21 protein-coding genes are annotated in these 22,128 nt (G+C 61.9%); 7 read left to right on the top strand and 14 right to left on the bottom strand.

What is annotated here, in order from left to right:
- Positions 1 to 30: 30 nt before the first annotated feature.
- Entirely contained in the window at positions 31 to 783 is a 753-nt protein-coding gene (locus A3M3_RS0109180) for a GntR family transcriptional regulator (RefSeq protein ID WP_081736754.1), read from the bottom strand.
- A 133-nt stretch (positions 784 to 916) separates the two neighbouring features.
- Here A3M3_RS0109180 and A3M3_RS0109175 point away from each other — a divergent pair, with 133 nt between their 5' ends.
- Genes A3M3_RS0109175 through A3M3_RS0109160 form a run of 4 tightly spaced genes read left to right on the top strand, consistent with a single transcriptional unit; the run spans position 917 to position 4,747 of the window.
- The gene (locus A3M3_RS0109175) at positions 917 to 1,675 is read left to right on the top strand and encodes an SDR family oxidoreductase (RefSeq protein ID WP_028266070.1); all 759 of its coding nucleotides are present in this window, start codon (positions 917 to 919) and stop codon (positions 1,673 to 1,675) included.
- Between the two features lie 44 nt (positions 1,676 to 1,719).
- On the top strand, positions 1,720 to 2,946 hold the full coding sequence (locus A3M3_RS0109170) for a CoA transferase (RefSeq protein WP_028266069.1): 1,227 nt from the start codon (positions 1,720 to 1,722) through the stop codon (positions 2,944 to 2,946).
- On the top strand, positions 2,943 to 3,788 hold the full coding sequence (locus A3M3_RS0109165) for an HpcH/HpaI aldolase/citrate lyase family protein (protein WP_028266068.1): 846 nt from the start codon (positions 2,943 to 2,945) through the stop codon (positions 3,786 to 3,788). Before A3M3_RS0109170 ends, A3M3_RS0109165 begins: the two co-directional genes overlap by 4 nt.
- Positions 3,785 to 4,747 (top strand): MaoC family dehydratase, encoded by a 963-nt coding sequence (locus A3M3_RS0109160; protein ID WP_028266067.1) that lies wholly within the window; start codon positions 3,785 to 3,787, stop codon positions 4,745 to 4,747. Before A3M3_RS0109165 ends, A3M3_RS0109160 begins: the two co-directional genes overlap by 4 nt.
- Positions 4,748 to 4,851: 104 nt before the next feature.
- Here the strand turns inward: A3M3_RS0109160 and A3M3_RS24470 are convergent, their stop codons facing one another.
- The 3 genes from A3M3_RS24470 to A3M3_RS24465 are packed head-to-tail and all read right to left on the bottom strand — an operon-like array spanning position 4,852 to position 8,215.
- Positions 4,852 to 6,249 carry an acetate--CoA ligase family protein gene (locus tag A3M3_RS24470; RefSeq protein ID WP_051423072.1) on the bottom strand — a complete coding sequence of 466 codons (1,398 nt, stop codon included), beginning with the start codon at positions 6,247 to 6,249 and terminating at the stop codon, positions 4,852 to 4,854.
- Positions 6,246 to 7,055 carry an enoyl-CoA hydratase/isomerase family protein gene (locus A3M3_RS0109150; RefSeq protein ID WP_028266066.1) on the bottom strand — a complete coding sequence of 270 codons (810 nt, stop codon included), beginning with the start codon at positions 7,053 to 7,055 and terminating at the stop codon, positions 6,246 to 6,248. Before A3M3_RS0109150 ends, A3M3_RS24470 begins: the two co-directional genes overlap by 4 nt.
- Positions 7,052 to 8,215 (bottom strand): CaiB/BaiF CoA transferase family protein, encoded by a 1,164-nt coding sequence (locus A3M3_RS24465; protein WP_051423071.1) that lies wholly within the window; start codon positions 8,213 to 8,215, stop codon positions 7,052 to 7,054. The genes A3M3_RS0109150 and A3M3_RS24465 overlap by 4 nt, the downstream gene beginning before the upstream one ends.
- Positions 8,216 to 8,342: 127 nt before the next feature.
- Between A3M3_RS24465 and A3M3_RS0109140 the strand changes: the two genes are divergently transcribed.
- The 3 genes from A3M3_RS0109140 to A3M3_RS0109130 all read left to right on the top strand — a co-directional run bounded on the left by A3M3_RS0109140 (position 8,343) and on the right by A3M3_RS0109130 (position 12,115).
- On the top strand, positions 8,343 to 9,536 hold the full coding sequence (locus A3M3_RS0109140; RefSeq protein ID WP_028266065.1) for an acyl-CoA dehydrogenase family protein: 1,194 nt from the start codon (positions 8,343 to 8,345) through the stop codon (positions 9,534 to 9,536).
- 80 nt (positions 9,537 to 9,616) lie between these two features.
- Complete coding sequence (locus A3M3_RS0109135) at positions 9,617 to 9,889, top strand: hypothetical protein (RefSeq protein ID WP_028266064.1); 273 nt, start codon at positions 9,617 to 9,619, stop codon at positions 9,887 to 9,889.
- Positions 9,890 to 9,958: 69 nt separating this feature from the next.
- Positions 9,959 to 12,115, top strand: a complete 2,157-nt coding sequence (locus A3M3_RS0109130) for an amylo-alpha-1,6-glucosidase (protein ID WP_028266063.1) — start codon at positions 9,959 to 9,961, stop codon at positions 12,113 to 12,115.
- A gap of 13 nt (positions 12,116 to 12,128) precedes the next feature.
- Here A3M3_RS0109130 and A3M3_RS24460 read toward each other — a convergent pair whose 3' ends face one another.
- The 10 genes from A3M3_RS24460 to A3M3_RS24450 form a co-directional block, all read right to left on the bottom strand.
- Positions 12,129 to 12,989, bottom strand: a complete 861-nt coding sequence (locus tag A3M3_RS24460; protein WP_051423070.1) for an ABC transporter ATP-binding protein — start codon at positions 12,987 to 12,989, stop codon at positions 12,129 to 12,131.
- A gap of 14 nt (positions 12,990 to 13,003) precedes the next feature.
- Positions 13,004 to 13,792: an ABC transporter permease gene (locus A3M3_RS0109120; RefSeq protein WP_028266062.1), complete on the bottom strand. Its 789-nt coding sequence runs from the start codon at positions 13,790 to 13,792 to the stop codon at positions 13,004 to 13,006.
- Positions 13,792 to 14,595 (bottom strand): ABC transporter permease, encoded by an 804-nt coding sequence (locus A3M3_RS0109115; RefSeq protein WP_231497215.1) that lies wholly within the window; start codon positions 14,593 to 14,595, stop codon positions 13,792 to 13,794. The genes A3M3_RS0109120 and A3M3_RS0109115 overlap by 1 nt, the downstream gene beginning before the upstream one ends.
- Positions 14,592 to 15,593, bottom strand: a complete 1,002-nt coding sequence (locus A3M3_RS0109110) for an ABC transporter substrate-binding protein (RefSeq protein WP_051423069.1) — start codon at positions 15,591 to 15,593, stop codon at positions 14,592 to 14,594. Before A3M3_RS0109110 ends, A3M3_RS0109115 begins: the two co-directional genes overlap by 4 nt.
- 115 nt (positions 15,594 to 15,708) lie before the next feature.
- Positions 15,709 to 17,082 carry an MFS transporter gene (locus A3M3_RS0109105; RefSeq protein WP_028266059.1) on the bottom strand — a complete coding sequence of 458 codons (1,374 nt, stop codon included), beginning with the start codon at positions 17,080 to 17,082 and terminating at the stop codon, positions 15,709 to 15,711.
- A 178-nt stretch (positions 17,083 to 17,260) separates the two neighbouring features.
- The gene (locus A3M3_RS0109100) at positions 17,261 to 18,034 is read right to left on the bottom strand and encodes a carboxymuconolactone decarboxylase family protein (protein ID WP_028266058.1); all 774 of its coding nucleotides are present in this window, start codon (positions 18,032 to 18,034) and stop codon (positions 17,261 to 17,263) included.
- 38 nt (positions 18,035 to 18,072) lie between these two features.
- Positions 18,073 to 18,843, bottom strand: coding sequence for a methyltransferase domain-containing protein (locus tag A3M3_RS24455; protein WP_051423068.1), 771 nt, complete (start codon positions 18,841 to 18,843; stop codon positions 18,073 to 18,075).
- A 49-nt stretch (positions 18,844 to 18,892) separates the two neighbouring features.
- Positions 18,893 to 19,720: an SDR family NAD(P)-dependent oxidoreductase gene (locus A3M3_RS0109090; RefSeq protein WP_028266057.1), complete on the bottom strand. Its 828-nt coding sequence runs from the start codon at positions 19,718 to 19,720 to the stop codon at positions 18,893 to 18,895.
- 78 nt (positions 19,721 to 19,798) lie between these two features.
- Positions 19,799 to 20,278, bottom strand: coding sequence for a cupin domain-containing protein (locus A3M3_RS0109085; RefSeq protein WP_028266056.1), 480 nt, complete (start codon positions 20,276 to 20,278; stop codon positions 19,799 to 19,801).
- Between the two features lie 60 nt (positions 20,279 to 20,338).
- Positions 20,339 to 21,979, bottom strand: a complete 1,641-nt coding sequence (locus tag A3M3_RS24450; protein WP_035741543.1) for a flavin-containing monooxygenase — start codon at positions 21,977 to 21,979, stop codon at positions 20,339 to 20,341.
- Between the last annotated feature and the right edge of the window lie 149 nt (positions 21,980 to 22,128).

Below are 22,128 nucleotides of genomic sequence, written 5' to 3'. Positions count from 1 at the left end.
GCTGTTACGGCAAGATCGGACTGCCGAAACTCACTGCTCCAAAGCTGCGGGTGCTTCGACCAGATCCGACCATAGACCACGCTGGCGCAGCATATCGATGAGGCGATCGGCGGCGCCGGCAATATGATTCACGGTGACTTCCCGGGCCCGCACCGCATTTCCGGCGCGGAGGGCTTCGACCATGAGGGGGTGCTCCTCGCGGCTGTCCAGAATCTGACCATCAATCGCAGCGTAGAACCGGTTAGGCAATTGCTTTACGACGGAGCCTTGAATCAGGGCGAGCCTGGGCGACTCGGCGGCTAGGTTGATCTCGCGGTGGAACAGATGGCCGAGGTCGATCAGTGCCTCGGTGTCACCTTGGACAGCGGCCTGATCATAGCGTTCGAGCATCGCATCCAGCCGCTCGAGGCGCTCCGGAGTAATCCTCTCAGCGGCGCGGGCTGCGAGTTCGCCGCCGATGGAAGCCTGTGCCCAAAAAAGATCCTTAATGTCTTGCGGCGAAAACGTCTCCACCACAAAGCCCCTGCGCGGAACCTGCTTCACAAAGCCCTCGTTGCTCAAAAGCAGGAGCCCCTCGCGAACGGGGGTGTTACTTACCCCTACAGCATCGGCGATCCGCTCCATGCGCAAGAACTCACCCTGCTTCACCGAGCCAGAGACAATCAGCTCGCGAACATAGGACGCCACTTCCTCCGGCAACTGCTGCCGTTGAGCGCGACTGGGTCGATAAGTGAAGGCTTTGGTGCCCCCGGCTTCACGGGCTGTCGACTGTATGGATGCCATGAATATAGTATATCCGCGCCAAACCATGAAAGGTCACATCGTGTAAGATATATTTTGTTGGTTTGTGGTCGTCATCTGTCCTATGCCGACGCGGCTCAAGTACAACCTCAGTGCCGGAACTCGAAGGAGAGTCATGGACCTCGGAATCACTGCTAAGCGGGCACTCGTGATCGGCGGCAGCTCCGGTCTGGGCTTTGCTGCGGCAAAGGCACTCGCGGCGGAAGGCGTGCATTTAGCGCTCTTCGCCCGCTCCCCCGGCCCCTTGGCAACCGCAAAGGAAGGCCTTGTTCAATATCCTGGGGTCGAGATCGAAACCCTGGCGGGAGACATCACCCACCGCGCCGACGTCGTCGAGCTCGCTGGTCGGCTGCGCGAATCGGGTGGCGTCGACATCCTGATTCTGAACACCCCGCGACCGCCAAGCCCCATGCGGGAGTTCCTGGACGAGGACGACGACGAGCGCTGGAGCAGCGCGTACCGGAATCAGCTCCAAGGAGCGTTGAACGTGCTGCGCGAGATCACGCCCCTGATCATCGGCAAGGGCTGGGGTCGCATCGTCGGTATTACCTCCGCGAGCGTCAAGCAACCCATGCCGCGCCACGCAATCTCCACCATCTTCCGCTCGGGCGTCCAGGCCGCACTGAAGCACCTGTCACTCGAGATCGCCGAACACGGCGTCACGGTCAACTCCATCGCGCCAGCCACCATCATGACGCCGACGTTCGCCCAGTTCCACAATCTCGAAGATCGCGTGGCGGCGACGCCCCTGAAAAGGTTCGGCACGCTCGAAGAGTTCGGCGGGACTGTTGCGTTCCTTGCCTCGCAACAGTCAGGCTTCCTCACCGGCCAGGTAATTCAACTCGACGGCGGCAGGACTGCCGCGCTTGTCTAGGACGCCCCAGCGGCGCTTCCACCCAACGACCTTCAGGAGGACCCATGTCCAAGCAGCCGCAGCAACCACTTGCCGGACTGCGCGTTATCGAGTGCGCGAGCTTCGTCGCGGGCCCATCCGGCTGCATGACGCTCGCCCAGCTGGGCGCGGACGTCATCCGCGTGGATCCGATCGGCGGGGCCCCGGACTTCAAGCGGTGGCCCGTCTCCCAGCGTTCCGCGGACAGTCTCTTTTGGACAGGCCTTAATAAGGGGAAGCGTTCCGTCACCCTGGATCTTCGGCGGCCTGAGGGACGGGAGCTTTTGCTGGCCCTCGCAACCGGCCCAGGGCCGGAAAGCGGGATTCTTGTCGACAACCAGGTTGGCCGTTCTTGGCTTGCTTATGAAAGACTCGCCGAACGCCGCGCCGACGTCATTCAAGTGCGAATCGGCGGCAGCGCCGACGGGCGTCCCGCCGTGGACTATACGGTCAATCCGGAAGTAGGCGTTCCGGAAATCACTGGACCGGCAGGCGTTTCCGGGCCGGTCAACCACGTGCTTCCGGCGTGGGATCTCCTGACGGGTATGACAGCTACCACCGCCCTATTGGCCTCGCTGCGCCACCGCGAACTAACCGGCGAGGGCGCCTACCTTGAGGTGGCATTGGGCGATGTCGCACTCGCCGGCCTGGCAAACATGGGCTGGTATGCGGAGGCCGACGAGCTCGCCGCCGATCGTCCCAAAGTGGGCAACTACCTCTACGGGAGCTACGGCGTGGACTTCCAATCCGCCGACGGACACCGGGTCATGGTTGTAGCGCTCACGTCCCGCCAGTGGCATGCCCTGCTGAAAATTACGGGTACGTCTGAAGTCTTCGCGGCCCTCGAGAGGGCCCTGGGAGTGAATCTCGCAGCGGAGGGAGACCGCTACCGACAGCGCGAGGCCATCACCGCCATCCTCCGTCCCTGGTTTGAGGTCCGTTCCATCGACGAAGTCAGCACGGCGCTGAGTGACGGTCACGCACTCTGGAGCCGCTACCGCAGCATGAGCGAAGTTGTGGAGGGTTTCCGCCGCGCCCAAACGCCCTCCGTATTGGCCGACGTCGAACAGCCTGGGATAGGGCGCGTCGTCTCAGCCCGCTCCGCCATAAGGATCGATGCCCACTACGGTGCCACCGCCGTGGCACCGTCCCTGGGCCAACACACCGATGAAGTGCTCGAGCAGTTCCTGGGCCTCAGCCCGTCCGAGCTCGGAAAGCTACACGATGACAAAGTGATTGGAGAGGCAGTATGACAACCCGACGTTCGGTGCTCTGCGTGCCGGCAAGCGAGCCGGCCAAAGTGGCCAAAGCCCTGGCGTTCGACGTTGACGAGGTCGTCGTCGACCTCGAAGACGCCGTAGCCCCCGGCCGCAAGACCGAGGCGCGGGCCGCGCTTGGAGCCCTTTCCGTCCGTGAACGCGGCAGCATCGCAGTCAGGGTCAATTGCCCGGGCTCCCCTTGGCTGCTGCAGGACCTGGCCGCCGTGGTCGCAAACGATGCGATCACCTCGATCGTGCTGCCTAAGGTCGATAGCGGAGGTGACATCGCCGCAGTGGAGCGGGAACTCGCCCGGCTCGAGAAGGAGCGCGGCCGCGGTGCCGCCGTCGAGATCCAGGCACTCATCGAATCGGCGCGTGGCATCGGCGACGTCCGCGCCATCGCCACTGCGTCAGTCCGGGTGGTCTCACTCATCATTGGCTACGCCGACCTGGGCGCATCGCTTGGCCGCCGGGCGGAGGCCCCATGGCTGTTTGCCCAGGATGCCGTCGTCCTGGCGGCGCGGATCGCCGGCATCCAGGCCGTCGACGGCCCGTTGCTGACGGTTCACGCCGACGAGGCCTTGGAGATGGCCGCATCTACGGCAGAATCACTAGGCTTCGACGGCAAATGGGTCATCCATCCCCGCCAGGCCCCGGTTGTCCAGGCTGCATTCACTCCCGCCGCCGAGGATGTTGAAGAAGCACAGGGCCTCCTTGCTGCCATGGACGAAGCCGTAGCAGACGGCCGGGGCGCGGTGGAGTGGCGCGGCCGGATGTTGGACGAGGCCGTTGCAGTGCAAGCCCGCCGTGTCCTTGCCCGGACGGCAGCGTCATGAGCAGCCACGAGGGACCCTACTTCGACGAGCTGAATGTCGGGGATGTGTTTGACACCGCCCCGAGCTTGAGCCTGACCGCAGGACGGGCGGCTGTCCATCAGTCCATTCTGGGGGGCAGACTTCGGTTGTCGCTCGATGCGGGTCTCGCCCGCCGCGTGGCCGGCTCCGAGCTCGCGGACCCTTCCTTCGTATGGGACGTGGCGATCGGGCAGTCGACCCTGGTGACCCGGCGCGTAGTCGCGAACCTTTTCTACCGCGGCCTCGCCTTCCATCGTCTCCCATCCATCGGAGACACCCTCACCACCAGAACCGAAGTGGTCGGCCTGCGGCAGAATGCCAGTCGAGCAAGCGGGCTGGCAGCACTGCGGATCACGACCCGAGACCAGGACGAGCGCCTGGTGCTTGATTTCTGGCGCTGCGCAATGCTGCCCTTGAGTTCGCCTGAGGTGCGCAGCGGGCACGCCGATGACCTGAGTGCAATCGGTACCGACCCGGATGGCAGGTCAATGAGCGCCGCAGTGGCCTCGTGGGATCTGTCCGGATTCCCGGCGTCGAACAACATCGCCAAGGGCGACAGGTGGATCCTGGAAGCGGGAGACGTGGTTTCCAATGCCACAGAGTTGGCGCGGCTCTCCCTTAACCTTGCGCACGTTCACCATGACCGCTTCAGCCAGCCATCAGGGCGGCTCGTCTATGGCGGCCACACTATCGGGCTCGCTCTTGCACAGCTCACGCGGACCCTTCCGAACCTGATCACCATCGCGGGCTGGCATAGCTGCGACCATATCGGCCCCGTGCGCGAAGGCGACACGCTTGTGTCCACCATCGAAGTTCTGGACGTGGAACACTTGGCCGGGGACCTCAAGGCCATCACCCTGCGCGTGCTCGTGGCCGCCAAGCGAGACAATGACGAGTCGGAGCCGGTCCTCGACTGGAAAATGACCGCGCTCGGCAAGTGACGGAACTCCGCCGCTAGAAGCCACGGGGCCAGAGGCGAAAACACTGACGGGGTAGGCCATTTCAGGCCTACCCCGTCAGTGCTTGGCGCGCCGTTGCGTCAAGCTCAGTTATTTGCTGCCCAGCCGGGCCGCAGGCTGTATTCAACCACCCGGCTCAAGGCGTGCATTGCGCGGTCAGCCTCCGCGTAAGCAGGCACTCCGGCTTTGAGCAGTTCCTGCAATGGACGGCCGGAGCCGCCGGTCCACACCACGACGAACGGCTTGGTGGTGCTCCGGTATCCGGCCACCAGGCGCTTCACGATCTCATCGGCCCCCTTGTCCGCATTGCCCAGGACAAGCAATAAAGCGTCGGTCTCGGCGTTCTCGGCGGTCACCCGCAAGGCCCGGTCCAGCAAGTCCAGATCGTTGATCATGACGCCGGTCATGTCGATCGGATTGGCCACCGAGGCGAAGGACGGCAGTTGCGCCGCCAGTTCCTCGCGATCGCCGGATTCGGTCCAGGTGTCCACAGCCAGGCCCAGTTCGACGGCGCGGTCCGCCGCCAGGGCGCCCACGCCGCCACTCAAAGTGACGATCGTCAGCCGCCGGCCGGCAGCACGACGCCCGGCAGAGAATGCCAGCGCGGCATCCGACCAGGCTTGCATGCTTTCAACGCGCACGGCGCTGTGCGGGGCAAGCGCCGCGTTGAACGCCGCGTCGTCGCCGGCAATGCTCGCCGTGTGCTTCGCGACGGCGCGGGCACCGGCCGCGGTCCTGCCCGACTTCAGCAGCAACAGAGGCTTGTTGTTGTCGCTGGCCGCTTTGGCAAGCTCGCTCAATGCCTCGAGATCCTTCGCGCCCTCGATATGTCCCATGAGGATCTCCACACCTGGATTTCCCACCAGGCCTGCGAGCATCTCGACGGACGTGAGGTCGGACTCGTTGCCGGTGTTTGCGTAAAAGCGGGCCCCGAGGCCCAGGGAGTTCATGGTGCTGTAAGTGAACGTGCCTACGGCGCCGGACTGTGAAACCAACGCGATAGGGGAATCCGGCCGCTCGCTATCGTCGTCGAAGGCGGTGGAGAAGGTCGCGAAGGCCTTATCCGGCGCGGAAAAGGTACCCAGGCAATTCGGGCCCAGAACGCGCATCCCGCTGGACCGCGAAATGCGGGTGATCTCGTCCTGCAGGGGTGCGCCGGCGTCACCTGTCTCTGCGAAGCCCGACGCGAAGATGGTGGCCGCACCCACTCCGGCATCGGCGCAGCGCTGGACAGCGTCCAGGACAGAGGCGGCCGGAACCACGATGACCGCTAGGTCCACCGGCCCTGGCACCGAAGCGATGTCTTTGTATGCATCGACTCCCTGTACTTGGTCACGATGCGGGTTGACGGCGTAGATCTTCCCTGGAAAACCGAACTTGAGCAGGTAAGCCAACGGCCGGCCGGAGAGCTTGTCCGGGTCCGAAGACGCGCCATAGACGACGACGCTTCGGGGGCGGAAGAAGAGATCGGCGGCATTCGTCATGACGTGACGACCCCGCTGAACTCCGGAGCGCGACGCTCGCGGTGGGAAGCGACGCCTTCAACAACATCCTGCCCGCCGAAGCCGAGGAACTCGAGGCCGAGCCCGGCGTCGAAGATCGGGGCATTCTGCCGGTACCACTGGTTGAGGGTGTATTTGGTCCAGCGGAGTGCTTCCTGGGCTCCGGCGCTGAGCTCGCCGGCGATTTCCCGCGCAATGTCCAGCAGGTCTTCCTTGTCCACAGTGACGGAAACCAAGCCTGCGCGTTCGGCTGCTTCACCGGAAATCTCGCGGCAGGTCAGCAGAAGGTATTTAGCCTTCGCCATACCGCACAGCAACGGCCAGACCATGGCTGCGTGGTCGCCGGCGGCAACGCCGAGACGGGTGTGGCCATCGATGATCCTCGCGTCCTTGGCCGCGATGGAGATGTCCGCCATGAGCGCTACCACGAGGCCTGCACCTACGGCAGGACCATGGATGGCGGAGATGATCGGCTTGTTGCAATTGATGATGTTGTAAAAGAGGTCACGCGATTCCCGCATGATCCGGACGCGTGTTCCGTAGTCCTCAATCTGCTTGTCAATGAGGTCGAAGCTGCCGCCGGCGGAGAATGCCCGTCCAGCGCCGCGCACCAAAACCACCCTTACTTCCGGATCCGCATCGATGACGGGCCAGATGCGCGGAATCTCGTGGTGGGTTGCTTCATCCACGGCGTTCAGGCCGGGGCCGTCGAAGATTACCTCCAAGACGCCTTTCTGGTTGCTTTCAAAAGTTAGCCGTTTGAACTGCGCCTGGTATTTCTCGATCATGATTGTCCCTTTCGATCGGTGTCCACCGGGGTGGTGGTGTTTTCTTGCGCGTCCCAGCGCGAGAGCAGTTCCGGGACGTCGACGTCGCGTTGGCTCGGAGCCTGTGGGGCGCGGGCCGGAGTACGGCTGAAACGGGGCGACGGGGCGGGATGCAAAACGCCGGCCACGCGCTGGTACATGCCGCGTTCGGCGTTGTGGGGATGCTGCGCTGCTTCTTCGAAGTTGAGCACCGGGGTCACGCATGCATCGCTGCCGGCGTAGACGGCGGCCCATTCGTCGCGGGTCTTGGCGCCGACGGCTGCCCCAATGACTTCGCGGAGCTGAGGCCAGGATGCCCGCTCGTCCTGTCCGGGCCAGCCGCTGGTCTCCACGCCTAGCCGGGAAATGAATTCCTGGTAGAAGTGTGGTTCGATGGCGCCGACAGCAAGGTACTTCCCATCGGCGCACAGGTAGGTGTCGTAGTAGGGGGCACCGGTGTCGATGAAGTTCGTTCCTCGCTCATCGCTGAAGAGCCCCGCGGCCCGCAATCCCTGGATCTTGGAGGTCAGTAGGGCAACCCCGTCCGCCATGGCGGAATCAATGACCTGGCCGAGCCCGGAACGGCGGGCTTCCAGCACTGCGCACACGATCCCGAACGCGGCCAGCGCTCCCCCACCGGCGTAGTCGCCCAGCAGGTTGATGGGCGCATGGGGCGCCTCGTCCTTCCTCCCCAGTGCACTGAGCGCGCCGGACTGGGCCACATAGTTCAGATCGTGGCCGGCCTCGAGGGCCAACGGTCCCGACTGTCCGTAACCGGTGAGCCGCGCGTAGACGAGGTTGGGCCGCGCGGCCAGCAATGCCTCAGGTCCCAGCCCGAGCCGTTCGGCGGCTCCAGGCCGGAAACCCTCAATAAAGACCTCCGCGCGCCCTACGAGTTCCAGGACGCGTTCGACGCCGGCAGGATCCTTAAGGTCGACCGCCACCGAAGTGACGCCCCGGTTCACGATGTCCTGTTCTGCCGTCATAGCGTCGGCCGGAGTTCCAGACTGCCTGGCCCGCCCGGGTGGGCGGCAGATCCTCACGACGTCGGCTCCCATGTCAGCCAGAAGCATGGACGCAAACGGAGTGGGTCCCATTCCGGCAAGTACCACCACGCGTACCCCTGCTAGCGGACCGCTCACAGTGTCCTCACACCCATTTGGATTCTCCTTCGTGACCCATGTTCCCTACTTAACATATAGTATATAGTCGACAAATAACAGGGAGGATCCACTCCTGACCGACATGATTAAGGAAGCGTGAGCCAGCATGGGACGTCTCGTGACCACTGACGGACTGACCGAAATTCAGGAGGAGATCCTGCAAACGGTCCGGCAGTTCGTGGACCGGGAAATCATCCCGGTCGCCACCGAGCTCGAGCACAAGGACGAATACCCCTCCGCGATCGTGGAAGGGCTGAAGGAACTTGGCATTTTCGGCCTCACGATTCCTGAGGAGTATGGCGGACTCGGCGAATCGCTGCTGACGTACGCCCTGGTCGTCGAAGAGATCGCTCGCGGATGGATGAGCGTCTCGGGCGTCATCAACACGCATTTCATCGTCGCCTACATGCTCATGCAGCACGGCACCGAGGAGCAGAAGCAGAAGTATCTGCCGCGCATGGCCACCGGTGAGGTACGCGGCGCCTTCTCCATGTCCGAACCAGGCCTGGGTTCGGATGTTGCCGCCGTCTCCACCAAGGCCAAGCAACTCAGCGACGGCTCCTTCGAAATCACCGGGCAGAAGATGTGGCTGACCAACGGCGCCACCTCCACTCTCGTGGCGGTCTTGACGAAGACCGACGAAGGCGCGGAGAGCGTCTACCGCAACCTCACAACCTTCCTGGTCGAGAAGGAAGCCGGGTTTGGGGAGACCGCCCAGGGCGTCACCATTCCGGGCAAGATCGACAAGATGGGCTACAAGGGCGTAGAGACCACGGAGATGTACTTGGACCAGCACCGGATATCCGCGGACCAAGTCCTGGGCGGCGTCCCGGGCAAGGGCTTCTACCAGATGATGGACGGCGTCGAAGTGGGTCGCGTCAATGTTGCCGCGCGGGCCGTTGGCATCGCGAACAGGGCCTTCGAGCTGGCCGTTGCGTACGCGCAGCAGCGTGAAACCTTCGGCAAGAAGATCGCAGACCATCAAGCAGTCTTGTTCCGCCTGGCCGAAATGGCTACCAAGGTGGAAGCTGCCAACGCCATGGTGGTGCGCGCCGCCCGCAAGAAAGACTCCGGCGAGCGCAACGATGTCGAGGCCGGCATGGCAAAGATGCTGGCCAGCGAGTACTGCAAGGAAGTTGTCGAGGCTTCCTTCCGCATTCATGGCGGCTATGGCTACTCCAAGGAATTCGAGATCGAGCGGCTCTACCGCGAGGCCGCGTTCATGCTGATCGGCGAAGGCACGTCCGACATCCAAAAGATGATCATCGGCCGCAGCCTCCTCAAGGAGTACAAGCTCTGACGAAGAACATTGCGGGACCACCGTCCCCCGGGTCCTTCCCTTCGAAGCGCAATGACCGCCACCCTAGGGACGTCCTGGTCATGACCACAGGCAAGAGTTCGAATTCCAAAATCTTCGACCAGGCTGGGAACGAAGTGCGCACAGAACTGCCTGCCCGGGCAGTTCTGTGCGCTCAACTCCGGCGTTCCATCGCGAGGATGGCCAACCTGGCTTGGCTTGCATACGGGGAGTTTGCCCTTGAGTATCTCGACCTCGTGACAAAGGGCTCGGTGCCGTCCCCACCGCACGCCGAAGAGAATCGATCCGCTTCATCTGGTGCCAAGGAGAAGAGCGGCGTAGCGTCGTTGGAGTGATGAATGCGGCCGCTGGCGCTTAGGTCCGCTGGATGCGGCGTCTCGTTCAGCGCGTCGAGGGAGCCGAGGATGGCGGGATGGAATACTGACACGGCTGCCGGGCCTCTGGGTGCTGGCACGGTCACCCTTGTAGAGGGCACCTCCTTTTGTATTTCATCGCCGAACGGCGATATCGTTCCCGTACTCCCCCACGGAGTTTTCTTCGAGGACACCCGCATCGTGTCCGGCTGGAGCCTAGCGGTAAATGGCCAGACGCTGGAGCCGCTGGCGGCGGAGACCAAGGAGCCGTACCGGGCGCTGTTTGCTTGCCGCGTTGCCCGATCCAATGGATATGCGGATAGTCCGCTTCTCGTGGAACGCCTGCGTGAAGTCGGCGCCGGAGTCATGGAGCGGATTACCATCCGAAACTTTGGCCTGGATCCTGCCGAATGCGTTGTTTCCTTGAGCGTCGAGTGCGATTTCGCGGATCTATTCGAAGTGAAAGAGGCGCGGATCCAGCGGCGTTGGGAAGAAACCCGCCAAGCTGATCGCGAGGCGCTGATAATCCGGGGCATCTGGCAGGAAGTGCGGAAGGGCATGGTCGTGCGTGCACCCGGAGCAAATATCGTGCCGGAGGCCATCACATACAAGGTGTCGATCCCGCCGCATGGCCAATGGAGCAAAGTCGTCAGCGCGGTACCCCTCGTTGACGGAGCCAGCCGTGAAGCGCTGTTTGTTCATCCGAGCGCGGGTGAACTCTCCCCCAGCGACCGGCGTCGCCAGCAGTGGGTGGCGAAAATTCCGGTAATCCAGTTGGGAAACCGCTCCATCGAACGGACCCTGCGATACAGCTACGACGACTTAGGCGCTCTGCGCATTGAGGATCCGAACCATCCGGAGCGCGTGGTGGTGGCCGCCGGAGCACCATGGTTCATGACCCTGTTCGGTCGAGACTCGCTCTTGGCCTCCCAGATGGCTCTTCCGGTGGACCCCGCGCTAGCCTTGGGGACGCTGCAGACGCTCGCGGAACGCCAAGGCGCCGTGGTTGATCCAATAAGCGAAGAGGAACCGGGCAAGATCCTCCATGAGATCAGGTTGGACGTCTCCAGCGGCCTTGCCCTGGGAGGGAAATCCGCATACTACGGCAGCGTCGACGCGACGCCCCTGTTTGTGATGGTGCTTGGATCGGTGAGCCGGTGGGGATTCGCGGCGGATACCATCGCTGCCCTTCTGCCCCACGCGGACCGCGCACTGGAGTGGATACGTGATTATGGAGACAAGGACGGCGACGGATTCGTCGAATACAGCCGCCTTAACGCCGTCGGGCTGATCAATCAGGGTTGGAAAGACTCTTGGGACGGAATCAACTTCGCCGACGGTCGCCTGGCCGAGCCGCCGATCGCGCTCTGTGAGGTACAGGCCTACGTCTACACCGCCTACTTGGCTTGCGCACGCATCGCGTACGACGCCGGTGACGTGTCACTCGGCGATGAGTTGTCCGATCGGGCGGCGAAATTGAAGAAGAGGTTCAACGAACAATTCTGGATGCCCGATCGCGGCTACTACGCCATCGCCCTGGACGGCAAGAAGCAACCCGTCGACGCGTGCGCTTCGAACATGGGCCATTGCCTTTGGCTTGGGCTCGTGGATGAGGACAAGGCCCCCCACGTGGCGGAACGGCTGATGTCCCCGGAAATGTTCAGCGGGTGGGGGGTGCGGACCCTGGCCACCGATATGGGCGCCTACAATCCCGCCAGTTACCACAACGGTTCAGTCTGGCCGCATGACAATGCAATCATCGCAACCGGTCTGTTGCGCTATGGCTTCGTCAGCGAGGCACAACGGATCTCTACCGCGCTGTTCGAGGCAGCCGAATGCTTCCAGGGCCGGCTGCCCGAGCTGTTCTGTGGTCTCAGTCGGGACCAGTTCTCCGCGCCCGTGCCCTATCCGACGGCATGCTCGCCGCAGGCATGGGCAGCGACCACGCCCATCCAGCTCGTGACGAACCTGATGCGTTACGACACCCATGTATCCCGCGGTGAGCTATGGATGGATCCCGTGCTTCCCAGCTCCTACGGCAATCTGCACATTTCCAACGCCCCGTTAGCGGGCGGCCGGGTCACAATCGACATTGTGGACTCCGTTCCATCCATCCAAGATCTGCCCGAGGGCATGGTATTCCACCGCGGGCATCGGCCGTGGGTTGCCGACGAGGTGCAGGAGACCAGGCGCCATCGCGAGCCGTAGCCGGACTCGCAGCTCAGGAGGAGGTTGCGCGTAATTCCGGTGCCATCGCTTCCTTGCCGCGCTTCGCCAGTTGAATCAGCGAGTACACGTGCGCCCTCAAATCAGCGAAGCGCGGATCGGTGCGGGTGGACAACTGGTCCCGCTGTGTGGGGAGATCAACAAAGACTTCCTCCAGGACAACGGTCGGTTTGTTCGACAGTACGACGACGCGTTGGGCCAGGTACACGGCTTCATCAATATCGTGGGTGACGAAGAGGACCGTTACGCCCAGTCGCTCCCAGAGCGATCGAACGAGGTCCTGGATCTCTGCGCGGGTCTGCGCGTCCACCGCGGCGAATGGCTCATCCATCAGCAGGACACTGGGTTCGTAGGCAACTGCGCGTGCGATGGCGACGCGCTGCTGCATCCCACCCGAGAGCTGCCAGGGGTGAGCATGCGCGCTGTCCGGCAAACCAACAGCTTCCAGTGCTGCGTCCGCCCGTTTGCGTCGCTCGCTCCGGGGCAAACCTTTTTCCTTCAGCGGCAGCTCGACGTTCTCCCTGACGGTCAACCAAGGGAACAGGCTGCGACCATAATCCTGGAACACGATCGCCATTCCGGCTGGTGGCCCCGAGATCGCCCGGCCATCGAGAATCACCTCTCCCCCGGACAGCTCGGTCAGCCCTGCGATGCAGCGGAGCAGTGTGGTCTTGCCGGATCCAGAGGGACCAACGATGCAGACGAATTCGCCCTTCCTGACACTGAATGTGAGGTTCTCCACGACCTCAACAGGCCCGGATGCAGTGTTGTACGACTTCTTGATTCCTACAACGTCGAGGGCGATAAGGCCGGGTTCGGCGGGTTCGGCGTATGCGCCTGCGGTTGAAAATGACATGTGAGTGGCCTTTCTCATGGGCTGGTGCGAGCGGTTCGTCGCTGACCGTGGTACCACGCCAGAACCCTGCTCTCGACGAACTGAAATATGGCGGAAAGCGCGACGCCGATGAGGCCGAGCACCATAATGCCCGTCCACATCTGCGGGATGGCGAACGTGCGTTGGAACTGGACCACGGAGGCGCCGAGTCCGCGATCAGCAGCGAACATTTCACTGATCACCATGAGAACGACGCCGATCGCAAGCGACAGGCGGGCTCCTGCCGCAATGCGGGGGCTGGCTCCCGGCAGGATGACTTTGAAAAGCCGGGTTGAAGGGCGGAACCTGAAGCTTCGTGCGGCATCGAGTAGTCCCGCTTCAAGGGAGCGCACGCCTTCTATCGTGTTGAGCAGGATCGGCCACGTGCATCCCAACCCGATGGTGACGATCTTGGACGTCTCGCTCGTGTAGCCGGCAAAGAGTGCCACGATGGGGAGCAGGATCGGTGGTGGAACTGCCCTGACGAACTCAAGGATGGGATCGCACAGCGCACGCAACGTTGGCAAGGACCCTATGGCGGTTCCCAACGCAACGCCAAAGGCGAGCGCCATCGCGTAGCCGAGCAGGAGTCTTGCCAGGCTCGGAAGCATGTCGCCGATCAGCCGCTCAGGGGTCCACGTTCCCGGAAAGGCATCGAAGATGACCGCCAGCGAGGGCCAGTACGGGTTGGTACTCCCGTAAGAGAAGGCCCACCACGCCAGAAGGAGAATCGCGGGCAGGGCAACCATTCTCGAAATTCGCCCGACGAGCCAACGGAGCTTCATCAAAGGTCCTTTCGGGTGGAGGGGTGCCAGCTCAAAATGCGACGCTGGAGTTGGCTGGTGCATTGATTGACGGCCACGCCGATCAGCCCCACCACGATCACGAGTGCATAGGTTTCCGGGACCGCCCCGGAAGCCTGGGCAATCCCGATAGTTCGGCCAAGGCCAGGCACCCCGATGACGAGCTCTGCGGTGATTTCGATGATCAGCGCCACCCATGCGGCGAGACGGAATCCGGTGACGATGTACGGAAGGGCAGTTGGCCAGAGCACCTTGGTTCCCATGGTGAATCTGGAAAAGCGGTAGGCGCGGCCGGTGTCCCGGACAACAGGGTCCACGTCGGCAAGGCCGTAAATGACCTGGATGAGGATCTGGAAGAACGCCGCGTAGACAACCAGGACCAGGGCCGCCGGCGGACGGCTGCCAAAAAGCAGCACTACCAGAGGGATGAGGGCAACTGAAGGAATGGGGCGCAGGAACTCGATAGTCGAGGCGGTGTAGTTCCGGGCAAAAGGCACCGTTCCCAGAAAACCCCCGACGGCGATCCCTCCCGCCATCGCGATGGCGAGGCCCACGATCCATCCTGTTAGCGTCTGGCCGAGCGCCACCCAGAATGCGCCTTCACCCAATTGTCCTATGAGAACCGTGGCGATATCGCTGAAAGGCGGGATGAAGCGCGCATCTACTGCCCCGCTGCGCGGTAGGACCTCAGCGACCACTACGACGGCCAGAAGGCCCGCCGCCCCCAGAACTGCGTTCCGCCCTTGAGAGCGAAGCAGTCCCGGGGACCGTGGAGCGAGACTCACGGGAGTAGCCCTGCCACATTTGGCTTGGCGGTGAGCAGCTTCCCGTTGTACGCCAAGTCGCCAAGCAGTTCCAACGATCCGCGATCGAGGCCTGCAGTCCACTTCGGCAAGTTCAGCTTCGGACCCGTCGCGGCGTCGATCTTGGTGTACGTCGGAAGGATCTTGCGTACTGCATCACTGTTTCCTTGGGCATACGCCTTGGACTTGTCCAAGGCCGTGACAAACTTCTGGACAACATCGGGGTGCTGCTGCGCGAAGTCCTTTGACGTGAAGTAGTAACTAACCGTCAGGTTCGGGTTGGACGTTGCCGAAGCGAAGCTGGACGCCACTGAACGCAAACCCAGGTTCTTGGACTGGGCAAGGAATGGTTCCACAACCTCCCCGGCGTCTGCTTCGCCCCGCTGCACAACTGCGGGAATGTCAGCGAGGGGGATCTCGACGTACCGGATCGTGGTGGGATCACCGCCGTCGTTCTTTACCGCGGCGCTGACCGCCGTATCCGTCAGGCTGTTGCGTACGGCGACAGCGATCGTCTTGCCGGACAGATCCTTGGCTGACTTGATGGCGCTGTCGTTTCGCACCACCACTCCCTCGGGCTCGACCGCTGGGCCGCCGCCCACGGTGGAGACCCCGCTGGCGATGATCTGGACGGGAATGCCCTTTGAGGCGGCGACCAGCAACGACACACCGTTGCTGAAGCCGAACTGGTATTGCCCGCTCACGACGGCGGGAACGATGGCTGCACCGGTGGCTGCCGACTCAATGGTCGGGGTGAGGCCTTGATCCTTGAAGAAACCCTGCTGGACCCCGAGCTGGACCGGTGCGACATCGATAATGGGGATCAAGCCGATGGTGATCGGAGTGGACGCCCCCGCGCCTGTTGGGGTGGAAGCCGCAGCGCTGCAGGCGCTGAGCCCCAGCGCCACGATGGCTGCCGACGCCGTCAGCAGGAGTCTCCTACGGTTTAAGGGCACGGTTGTGATAGACGAAAGCTTCATTTAACTCTCCTTTGAGCCAAAATGGTGCAGGTTCGCAATACGGCTTCGGCCTGCAGCATGCGTTGGGGTGTGGCGGGCCGTTCAGGCCCGGCCGTGGTGTCGCTTAGTCCTGGGGCTAGAGGGAATTCAGCTGCTTGCCGTCACTTGACTGCAACGGAGTTTGGATTGCCGCGTTTTCCAGCTGCCGCTGGTGGGACTTTTTGTCGCTGACCATCGCGATGGCAAACGCCGCGACGAGGCCGGGAATGGCGAAGACGAAGAAGATCCCTTGGCTGCTGAGCGAAAAGGACAAGAGGAGTCCACCCAGGATTGGCCCCAGTATTGCGCCGATTCGGCCCATGCCGGATGCTGATCCAAGGGCTGTCGACCGGACGAAGGCCGGGTAGTACTCGGCAATGTAGACCTGCACCAGGTTCTGCACGCCGGTGATGGTCGCGCCGGCGATCCCTACAAGTACATAACTGAGCAGGGCGTTGGTACTGACACCGACGCCGGCAATGACAATAGTTCCCGTAATGTACAGGGCGATCACAATCTTCTTGGCGCCAAGCCTGTCCGCCATGCGTCCGGCCACGATCGTCCCGATAATGCCTCCGAGCTGCCAAATCACAAGGAACCCCAGACTTGAGGCCAGGTTGAAGCCGCTTTCGATCATTAGCTTGGGCAACCAGTTCAAAATTCCGTATGCCATCAGCAGATGGGCGAAGAACGCCAGCCAGAACATCAGCGTGCTCATGGCCCTGTTGTTGTTGAACAGGTCCGTCAGCGGCAATTTCGCTTTCGACGGCGATTCCGTAGTGAACTCAATGTTCCGGTCAATCGTTTGGCTGGGGTCAATCCGTTCCAAAAGCTTGACGATTTCCTCGCGATTGCCCTGCTTCATCAGGACCGAGATGGATTCCGGCAAAGCCTTGTACATCCATGGGAGGAAGAGCAAGGGAATGGCAGCGACCCAAAGGCTCACCTGCCAGCCGGTGGTGGGAATGACCAGGATTCCCAGCAGCGGGGCAAGAAGGCCTCCGACGGCGAAACCACACAGCACGATCGTCGTGATCGTTGCAGTCAACCGTTTGGGCGAGAAGTCCGCCAGCAAGGCGATGACGTTGGGCATGATTCCGCCGAGGCCCAGCCCGGCGATGACGCGGCAAACGGTGAAGAAGGTGGGCTCCTGGGCGAAGCCGCACAGCGCCGTGAACACGCTGTAGAGCAATACTGTCACCAGGACCACGCGCTTCCTGCCCAGGCGATCGGCCAAAGCACCGAAACCGATCGCTCCGAACAGCATCCCCACGAGGCCGGAGCTTCCAATAGCTCCTGCTGCGACCGGAGTCAGTTTCCAAGCGGCCATCAGGGGCGGAGTGATGGTGCCGAAGACAGCTACGTCGTAGCCATCACACATGATGAGGAGGAATCCCACCGCTGCGATCATCAGATGGAAGCGGTTGAATCGTGCCTCTTGCACACGTTGGGTCAAGTTGAGATTTTTCATTGGATCCTTCTTCCTTGAAGGTCGACGATCTACGTCGTGGAGATTCGGCGTACCTTGATATCGCCGTCGCCGGTTGGAAAAGATGGGCTCTGAGACAACTGTGACCCACTCCATAGTGAAACAGAAGTACCAAAATTGCAGGCCAGTGATACCTGCAAGGTAATAGTCTTGGTTACCCCTATCCGAAGACTTCCTGGATGATGGGTGCCGAGGTTCGCAGGCTTGAAATGCCCACCAGCGCGGTTACTTCAAGCGTTTCCACGATTTCCTCCGTGGTAGCGCCGTAGCGGATGGCATTTTCAATGTGTGGCCCTACCCCTGCGGTGAAAAGGTGGGTAGGAGATAGATCAATGGCAATGTAGATGAGCTCACGAAGTTTGGGGCTCAGTTCCCCGTGTACCCATGGGTGCGAGGAGTACTCCGTGTACGCGGCGAACATGTCCTGGTCCACGCGCAACAACATCTCGTTCATACTGCTCCAATAGCCGCGCCTCGCCTCGAAATGATCCTTGATCTCCAGCTGCGCCGCTGACAACGGCTGTTCGCTGACCAGTTGTTCTCCGTGGCCCTTCAAGACGGCCGCGACTTCCGGGAAACCTGTCACCAGCGAATGCACGCCAAGCACGGAAACGAGATGAATCGCTTCCAGTGCCTGCGCGCGGCTTGCCCCTGCACGTTGTGCCTGCACTGCGGCGGTCCGGATCCCGGCAGGATCCAGTGTGGTCACCGACGCGCTCACTGCCAGCGAAATCAGGGCCCGGGACACGGGATCCAACCGTGATTTCCGCTCCGGAACCTGAGCAAGGGCGATATAGGCCCGCACAAAATCGTGGTCGATGTCGACGGCAGCCTGCCACTGCGCGTCAAGGCTTCCTATCAGCCCTTCCAGGGCTTGGGCGACGCATTCCCGTACGTTGGCGTCGCTTGCGGCAGTGGTGCTGATGCTCGTCATGGGCACTCCTTGAATTTTTTTCGGTGAGGTTAGGGGTACTAGTCCTTTGCCGGCTTACGACCCCAAAACATTTCGATGCCCTTCCACTCAAGGATCTGCGGGCTTTCGACTCGGTCACCAAAGGCTTCACGGAGCTCTTCACCTGAATAGTAGGGGATGTCTGTTGGGCGGATCTGCTCGTAGAGCTTGTCGAACCACTGGCGGAAATGCACGTCGCTGTTGACCCGGTTGTGAAAATTCGGCCCATTGAGCACGGCTTCGGCAAGGACAATCCGACGTCCCGGCTTGAGCACGCGCAACAGATCTCCGGCCGTCTCTTCCCAGTCGTCGGAGTGTTGTGTGGATTGCAGTACGGCCACGCAGTCGTAGGACTCTGCTTCCAGGCCATCCGCGTAATCCCAGCGCCAACAACCGGTCATGCCGTTGCGTCCCGGCGTCTTGCTGTGCACGGCCTTGCGACCGTCGCGGATAATCTCCACAACGTCAATTTGCCCGTCCGGGCCGACAATTTCACGCAGCTCGCGATCCCAGCCTGCCGGCCCAACGCCCTCACCGATCAGCAGCACTTTGTCTCCACTACGGACCTCCAGCAGGCCGTAGGCAATTTCCGTGATGGGGCGGGCCAGTTCCTGCCAGATATAGGGCAAGCCGCCAGCGAGTCGAATAGCCAATTCCCACATTCGACGCTGCTGCGGATCACGGACATCTGGACCGAGCAACTCTTCGTCCCAATCCTGGACATAATCCCAGGGATTCTTGCCCCCGAAATTCTTTTCGCCGTAGGTCTTGGGCTGGTAATTGGTTTCCATGGCTTGTACTCCTCTTTGCTGGCAGGCTTTGCTTGTGATCGGGCCGCGGCTAGCGCAGCATGCGTCCGCCATCCATGACTATGGTCTGTCCGGTGATGTACGTGGACTCACCGGAGAGCAGGAACACAGCCGCATATGCGGTGTCCCACGACGTGCCATAGCGGCCAATCGGGATCTTGATCTGGTTGCGCTCCGGACGTTGCCGGCCACCCTTGCGGCCGAGCGGGGTGTCGATGAGCCCCGGAGCCAAGATATTGCAGCGGATGCCCTGATCGACATATTCGCTGGCTGCGTGGTTGCGAATGCCTTCGAGGGCAATCTTGGAGGCACTCATGGCAGGCACGCCACCCGAGGAAGTGTATGCCGACGTCGAGCTGATTAGCACAAGCGATCCACCGGGGGTCATCAGGGGAAGTGCGGCCTTACAGGCCAGGAAATGCGAACGCGCGTTGACGGCGAACACCCTGTCCCAGGTTTCGGCGCTGGTGCCGGCAAGCTTGTGGCCGCCGTCGATCCCTACATTGAGCACCAATCCATCAATCCCGCCCATCACCTCCTTGGCCTGCTCGACCATCCGCTGCACATCGGCTTCGTTAGTTGCGTCGCCGGAGACGGTGAACGCCTCGGCACCTTCCTTGCGCACGTACTTGGCCGTATCTTCGGCACTATCCTGGTTGAGATCTGCAACCGTGACGGTTGCGCCTTCGCGGCCAAAGAGAATGGACATCGCCCGGCCGTTGCCGTGCAAATCCTCTTCGGCTCCGTAGTCTGCCTGGCCACCGCCGATGACCAGGATGCGCAAGCCCTTGAGACGTCCGCGTCCGGGGGCCGTACCGCGCGCTTCCGCTGAAAGTTCAATGAGGTTCTGTCCGCTCATCGAAACAGTCCTTTCTAAACTAAGGTGGCGTCGCTGACGACGCCGTCAAAATCGTGGTGGATGAGTGTGGTGGTGGGGCTAGTTGGCCGGGTCCAGTTCCTTCTCGCCGATCTTGACCGGGTTGGCGTCAAGCAAGATGAACGCAACCTTGCTCATCTCATCGCTTGCATTGCGCCAGGTGTGGATCGTTCCGCGCTGCACCACGACGTCGCCGGCCTTCACCACGGTCTTTTCGCCGTTATCCAACTCGAGTTCCAGCTCGCCCTCGAGCACGATGCCGTAGTCGAGCGACAGGGTGCGATGGTGCTTGGACTCGGTGTGGGGGTACATGCTGACGAATTGCAGGACGCTGCCACCTGGGGAAACGCGGCGAACTTCGCGCAGAGCGCCATCGAAGTCGTCGTTGTTGTCCGAGGGGAACACCGCGGTGGTCCAGGGAACCACAACTTCGGCTTCGGCGCCGAGCACCTTGGTGTCCAGGACCTCGTCCGACTGGAAGATTGCGTTGCCCTCTTCATCGTGACCAGTGACGACGCGACGAACATTCAGATAAGCCATGGGAGTTTCTCCTCTGTAGGTTGAAAGATGGTGTTTCGGGGTGGTGAGTAGGGTGAAAAGTTATGCTTGCGCAGCAGCGGGCTCGAGTGCGGAGCTCAGGGTGAAGCCCTCGAATCCGTTTGCCTCGTTGGCGTCGAGTTCCTCCCGGTACTTCTTCACCCCACCGAGGTAGGTGAGGAAGAACTTCGGACGCGGCTTCTCGGCGATGTTCGCGCCCGACCACCAGGACTCGGTCTTCAGCAGCAGGGTGGCCTCGGCCTGCTTCTGCACCATGTCGGCCCACTCGAACTCAGCGTCGGCATTCGCCTCGGCGCGCTCGATGCCATGGGCCACCAGATAGCCGATCAGCTTGGCCGTCCATCCGACGTTCAGCTCGATGCCGAACAGGAAGTTGGCCATGACCGACGGGCTCTGCGGCCCTTGGCACATGAACATGTTCGGGAAGCCGTGGGTTGCGATGCCCAAATGGGCCATGACCTCGGCGCCATCGAGCCACTTCTCCTGAAGCGTCTGTCCGCCCACACCGCGGATGTCCATGTTGAACAGGGTGCCGGTGACCGCATCGAACCCGGTCGCGAAAATGATCATGTCCAGCTCGTAGAAGCCGTCCGAGGTGCGGATACCGTTGGCGGTGACTTCCTGGATGGGCTCTTCCTTGAGGGCGACCAGATCGACGTTGTCGCGGTTGAAGGTCTCGTAGTAATTGTCTGCCTTGATGGGGCGCTTGGTACCGAAGAGGTAGTTCGGCATCAGTTTACGAGCCGTTTCCGGGTCACTAACGATTTCGGCAATCTTGCGACGCACGAAATCAGCTGCGAAGCCGTTGGCCTCCTCATTGGAGGTCAGATCGTTGTATGTCGCCAAGGCGAACGCCTGTGCGCCGTACTCCCAGGCAGCCTGAAAGACTTCGTCCCGCTGCTCCGGGGTGTGTTCGAAGGCGGAACGGTCAGTGCTGGTTCCAGGGGCACCGAAGGAGGAGTTCTTCATCTCCTCCACCAGCGCTTCCAGGTTGTCCTTGCGCTCGCGCACGGTTTCTTCGTCCAGAAGCATCTGTTTGGCCGGGGTGATGTACTGCGGGGTGCGCTGGAAGACAACCATGCGGCCGACCTGTTCGGCGATACCGCCATTGCAGATCACCTGGGCGCCGGAGGATCCGGTACCAATCACGGCGATGCGCTTACCGGCGAATTGCACGTCCTCGCGCGGCCACGTGGCGGTGTGGTAAATCTCCCCCTCGAAGTTTTCCATGCCAGGTAGTTGCGGGACATTCGCGGTGGACAGCGGACCCGAGGCAGTAACGAAGAATCGGGTGGTCAGCTCGGTACCGTCATCAAGTCCGACCTTCCAGGTGTTGGTGTCTTCCTGGAAGTGGGCGAAGGTAACGGACGTTTGGAACTGGATATCGCGGCGCAGGTCCAATCGGTCGGTGACGTACTCTGCGTAGCGCTGGATTTCTTCGCGAGGTGCAAATCGGCGGGACCAGGTCCAGTCACGGTAGAGGTCCGCGTCGAAGGTGAAGCTGTAGGAGATGGTCTCCGTGTCGCATTGCAAGCCCGGGTAGCGGTTCCAGTACCACGTGCCGCCGACGGCGGTTCCGCGCTCGAACACTCGGACGTTCAGGCCCTGCTCACGCAGCCTGTGCAGCATGTATAGGCCGGAGAAGCCGGCGCCTACGACGATTGCGTCGAAATCTGTCTTCACGGGGGGTCCTTTCGGTGTTTCTGACTCATAACTACTGTGACCCCGAACATAAAGATACTGAAGTACTAAATTTGGTAGTCAGTAATACCTAAGAGGTAAAACTAAAACGAGGTGATTGGCGTAGAAGAGTTGTTGCCGGACATGCCAAT

This window comes from Arthrobacter sp. MA-N2 (assembly GCF_000517125.1).
Taxonomy (GTDB): Bacteria; Actinomycetota; Actinomycetes; order Actinomycetales; family Micrococcaceae; genus Arthrobacter; species Arthrobacter methylotrophus.
This window is presented reverse-complemented; position numbering and strand designations above follow the sequence as displayed.